Genomic DNA, 5,510 nt, shown 5'->3' on the forward strand with positions numbered 1-5,510 from the left:
GGTTTTCAACAGGCGGGCGGCGGGACTGGCATGGTCGCCGTCGAAGCGTTCCAACGCGGTGGCGACTTCGCTCCAACGGTGTTGGGTCAACGGGTCGGAGAAACTGCCCGCCGGGTTGGACATGAAATAGTCATACAACTGCCACGGCTCGACCCACTCGCCCAGGCCCATCTTGCCCAGCCGTTCCCGCAGCCCGAACGGCTCACCGCTGCCGAGATAGGAAAACAGGGTGCGCTCATTCTGCGCGGCCTTCTGGCACAGCACCGGCAGAATCAACAGGGTCAAGGGATGCAGCGGATAGCAGCGGCGGAATAGCCTGCGGGCCTGAGCCTCGTCGAAGCCAGCGGGCAACGCCCCTTGCGCCGCCAAAAGCGGGGTCCAATCCTCCAGGGCGTCTATCACGACGTCGGACAGCCGCCCATCCGGTGGCTCGAAGGCGGCACCGACAAGCGCCAAGGATTGCTCGGGCGATTCGAGAAAGGCCAGCGTGTTGAAGCGGCCCTGGACCTTCTGCCATTCATCCCTTAGCTGCTTGCCCAGCCGGTGGCTGTAATGCTCGAAGGCTTGATGCAGCATCACCAGCAGATGCAGCGGGGCGCGGTGGGCGGTTTGGGCGTGTTCCGCCAGCAATTGCAGCAGGTGGATTTCGCGGTGCTGGGGATGGTAGGACTCGTATTCCAGGAACTTGCCCAACTCGTCGATTTCCACCAACACGCCACCGCCGCCCGCGTCCGCCCATTCGCTTTGCGCCCGCCGGAACAGCGCCAGCACTTGATCCTGGGGCGTACCGGCCTTGGCGGCGGCGCGGCAGTTGGACGCCAGCGCGGCGGACAGCCCGGCGTGCTCGACCGCCACCGCCAACGCCGTCAGCAGTTGCCGGACCAGCGAATCGGGGATGCCGTTGACCTGCACCCGCAGGCAACCGCGTCGCCCATCCAGGGCTTCTGCGAAGCGCCGCGCCAACGCCGGCTCTTCGGCGCGGAGCAGGTCGGCGGCGATTCGGCGGGCTTCGTCCGGTTCCGGCGACAGCAAGGCGCCAAGGAACAGCGCGAAGGCCGATTTGCCGGAGCCATAGGGACCGATCAAGGCCAGGGCACGCCCACAGGCCGCGCCATTCAGGCCGTCGGCGATCTGGGTCAGGGCTTGCACGGCCCGCGAGGTGGGCACATAGGCCCGCAGCACGTCCAGATTCCCGGCGTCCCGCGCCAGGTTGATGGAGCGGGTGAAGGTGGACTTGATCCGAACGAATTGATCCAGGCCGCTCATGCCACGCCTCCCTGATAGTGGCGGCGTAGCACGGCCAGCGGGTCCGGCGCGTGCTGGCCCCGGTAGATTTGATGAAGCCCGGCGGTGTCGCGCAGTTCGTAGGCGTGCGGGTAGCGCTCCAGCACCTTGCCCAGGGTCGCCATCAATCCTTCCTCGCTCAACCGGAACACCGCCCCCGGCGCGGCCCAGCCAGCGTCGCCGTACAGCACGCTCCGTACCGGCAACGCGGCGGCGTCCGGATCGGCGGCGAAGCGCTGCGCGAGCGCGAAATGCAGGGCCACCGGCGGCAGGAAGGGGCGCATCACTCGCGGGCTGCGATAGCCGCCACCGCTGTCCGGCTCGATCAGCCGCAGGGAGGCCAGCGGGGAATCCAGGTGTTCGTCGCCGCGCCCGGCCTCCGGGGCATACAGGCGCAACAGGGTGGACGCCTCCGATTTCAGGGTGCTGCCCGAGCGGCCCGGCTTGATCTCGTGCTCGACGAACTCGCCCAGCGCCCGCAGCACCTCGTCGTGATAGAACCGGGGCAGGGCGTAACGGTTGAAGAACCAATAGATGCCGGTGGCCCCCTCGGCATTGGCGGCGAGTAGCCAATGGATGATCCATAAGGTGGCCTCGTCCTCCAGATAGCGGTCGCCAGCTTCGCCCAATAGGGCTTCCCCCAACTCGGTGGGCCGCGCCATGCCATCCTCAATCCCCACCACCCCGACCGCTTGCAGCCAATACTCGATGGCGTTGACCATGTTGCGCCCGACCCCCAGCGTCACCATGGCTTGCTCGGGGCGGCTGAAGCAATCCGGCTCGGTTTTGATGGCCTCGAAGCCCTTGGTCAGCCACCCGAATCTCAGGGGAAAAGTTTCGTGTCGTCCGAAGCTTGTCTTGTTTTTGTTCAATCGCACTTAATCCAACTCCTTCATGCGGCCTTTTGCCGCCACAAACTAGCGTCATCGTGTTGGTGAATTCTTTCCATCGGTCAACTTGTTCCCACCGTCAAATCGTCGGATACTTAAAACCAAGCCGTGCGGCGTTTCGGACGTTTGGCCTGGGGACTCGGCAACGGGGGACATCAGGCAGCACGGTGGTCCTTTAAATTCGGCGCTTGAACAACGTGAACAACACGATTCGCGTGCGCCGGACCTCATAAACGGCGGTATACCGCCATCCCTCCGCGTCTGCCCTTACCTGTATCCGCTTGGCACCGTTCCTCGAAACGGGCGGTTGGCCGGGCTCAACCGTCGCGGTCGGTTCATCGAATAGTTGACGCGCTTTGGCGAAATCCTCCGCCGTCACGGGTTCTTGCCCACGTAGGCGCTCCTTTTCCGTGCCGTGGTGGAATAGCGCATGACGGGTGTAATCGTGATCCAGCCCAACCGGCAGATTCTTCACTACCATGCCCGCTGCCTCCGCCCGTGTCGTGATTCCCAAATCCAAGGGCGGTTGCTTGGCACCGGAAGCGTTCAGGCAGTGGCGGACAAATGCCTCAACCGCAGCAGCTAAGTCTCCTTCCGAATTCGAAACACCCACCCCGGATCACTCCAAAATCCGCATCCGGCCAACCGCCGCCACAATCCGCGCCACGGCGGCGGATACATCCGCTTGCGTGTGGTCACGGCTAAAACTCAGGCGCACCGCGCCATACAGCGCCCCGCCTTCAATCCTCATCGCCCGCAGCACATGGGAAGGTTCAATCGCGCCCGACGCGCAGGCCGACCCGGACGCGATGGCAAGCTCCCCCGCCAACTGATTCAGCAAGGCGTCGCTGCCGACGCCCTCAATGGAAAAATTGACGATGTAGGGGGAACCGCGCTCTAAATCGCCATGCACCCGCACCGGCAGATGTCCGGCCAATTCTTCAAGGCATTGCCGCTTGAGCGCCGCGACCTGCGGCAAATCGGTGTTCCGCCGCGCTGCGGCCAGCGACAGTGCCGCACTAAGTCCGATGATTTGGTGGGTGGGCAAAGTGCCGGGACGCAGGCCGAATTCCTGCCCGCCGCCATGCATGAGCGGCTGCAAACGCAGATGGCGGCGGTCCCGGACGATCAGGCAACCGATGCCCTTGGGGCCGTGAAACTTGTGGGCCGACAGGGATAGCAGGTCGATGGGCGTTTGCCGAAGATCGATGGCGAATTTCCCCGCCGCCTGGGCCGCGTCCACATGGAACAGCACGCCCGCCTCGCTCGCCACCTCCGCCACTTCGGCGATGGGCTGCATGACGCCGGTCTCGTTGTTGGTGTGCATCAACGACACCAGCAGGGTATCGGGCCGCAGGGCGCGGGCCACCGCTTCGGGCTCGATCCAGCCGCCTGGATGGGGTGCCAGATAAGTCGCCTCAAACCCCTCGCGCTCCAGCGCCGCGCAACAGGCCAGCACCGATTTATGCTCGATGGCGGACGTCACCAGATGCCGACCCTGCGCGGCGTGAGCCAGCGCCACGCCGCGCAGGGCCAGGTTGTTCGACTCGGTGGCCCCGGACGTGAAGATGACCTCGTCGGCCCCGCAGCCCAACTCGGCGGCGATGTCGGCCCGCGCCGACTCGATGAGGGCGGCGGCGGCTTGGCCGGGCAGGTGCTGCGATGAGGAGGGGTTGGCGTGAATGTCGGTCAGCGCCTCGACCATGCGGGCCAGCACTCCGGGCGCGAGTGGCGTGGTGGCCGCCGTGTCGAAATACAGGGGATGGGGCGGGGCGTTGTTCATGACAACGCTGTCCCCCGGAAAATCATTGATGGCGGCATGGGCGGGCGGGTTGAGGTTGTTCTTGTCCGGCCATCGCCGGATGCCCGGACAAACCGGGACACCACCGCTCGGGGTGTCTGGCGCGATTGCCGGGATGGTCGCCGCCGCCAACGCTATGGCTCGCTTGGCTGGCGGTCAGCCCGCGATTCTAGTCAAATATTTGGCTCAATCAACGTGAATAGTTACTTGATTATCTCAATAACTTTCTATAGCGGGTCACGTTTGAGAGATATAGGTTGGTCTAGCCATTGGAGGCCTGGATTGAGGCTCCCCTTATCGCTCTCGCTCAAGGCCATGTTCCAAGCGTAATGGGCGAACAGGTCGGGGTCGCCGACGGGGCCGAGACCCTGTTGATAGGCCGCGAGCCGCTCGGCGGACAGGGCGGCGAAGAGCCGGGTGGAGAAACTGTGGCCCCCTCCCGGGGTACGACAATGCGGCAGGGTTTTTCGGACAGGATTTCGGGGGTAATCCGGGGATACGAGGCCACATCGGCGCGGCGCGATCACTCCGCCGAAAAACACCTGTTTTCCGCCAGTCCATGATCGGTCGATCCGCCTCGCCGGACCCGCATGACCGGCTCGACCCCGCTCATCTCCCCCGGATTCTTATGCTCTCCAACGTTATGGCCGTGATTCCCGGCGCGGCATTAGGCCACCCGTTCGCGTCCCCTACCGCCCCGGCCCATGAGTCCAGCCCCCAGCGCCACTAGCAGCAGGGTCGCGGGCTCCGGCACCGCTTGGTTTTGTGTCGTCACAATGCCATCGGCGAGCGAGACCAGCAGCGGGTTCACGCCGTCGAGGCCCTTCAGGTCAAAGGGGAAAATGCTTCCCGCGTAACCGGTGTAATCAATCACCGCCAGGTCGGTGGAGAAAATCGGCGGGGCCACGTTCTTCACCGCGAAGGAAATGGTCGCCAGGGTCAGCGAATCCCCCTGGTACCCGTCCAATGTGCCGGTATCGATATCGAATCCGACAATCTCGCTAAACCGCACCGCCGAGGTGTAGGAACCTAGATATCCCAGCGGATCATAGGGGGGGTCGGGCGAGTATCTGGGGTCGAATGCCAGATCAGAAAGCTGAATAGGGCCGGTATCGGCGACCCCCCCCAGATTGTTGAAGCTGACGCCCGTGGCCGTCAGCAGATTGGCGTCGTAACCCAGCAACAAATCGTAGGCCTGGACCACTTCGTTAGCGCCGAGCGCGCCCGCGCCGTTCAACCCGGACACGTTGATGTTGACGGAGAAATTGGCGCCGGGGCCGGAAACGATGGTGGTGGGGGATTGTACCGAGACGACAATTGCGGATTGGGCGGTATTGCCGAGCATCAGGCTTGTCGCCGCGCCCATGCCAATCAGCCAATGCTTGAGCTTATTCACATCAATCTCCAAGTCAAAAAGTAGGTGAATGAAATATAGGCATTAAGGATAGCAGGGATAGCCAGCCCGGCGCTTTTGAACACCCCGCCGATACCTTCCGAATTTCGCTCAGGAATCACGACGGGTAAGACACCGGGAT

At 63.8% G+C, this 5,510-nt stretch carries 3 protein-coding genes and 1 pseudogene; all 4 read right to left on the reverse strand.

Annotated elements, in window-relative coordinates:
* A pseudogene (locus ACXWUF_RS17625) lies at positions 1–1,266 on the reverse strand (hypothetical protein); the annotation flags it as partial.
* Positions 1,263–2,162 (reverse strand): DUF4007 family protein, encoded by a 900-nt coding sequence (locus ACXWUF_RS17630; RefSeq protein ID WP_458495925.1) that lies wholly within the window; start codon positions 2,160–2,162, stop codon positions 1,263–1,265. The pseudogene ACXWUF_RS17625 and the gene ACXWUF_RS17630, both read right to left, overlap by 4 nt.
* 631 nt (positions 2,163–2,793) lie before the next feature.
* Positions 2,794–3,957, reverse strand: coding sequence for a cysteine desulfurase family protein (locus tag ACXWUF_RS17635; RefSeq protein ID WP_458503331.1), 1,164 nt, complete (start codon positions 3,955–3,957; stop codon positions 2,794–2,796).
* Positions 3,958–4,642: 685 nt separating this feature from the next.
* Complete coding sequence (locus ACXWUF_RS17640) at positions 4,643–5,371, reverse strand: PEP-CTERM sorting domain-containing protein (protein ID WP_458495927.1); 729 nt, start codon at positions 5,369–5,371, stop codon at positions 4,643–4,645.
* Positions 5,372–5,510 lie beyond the last annotated feature (139 nt).

Source organism: Methylomagnum sp. (assembly GCF_054333355.1).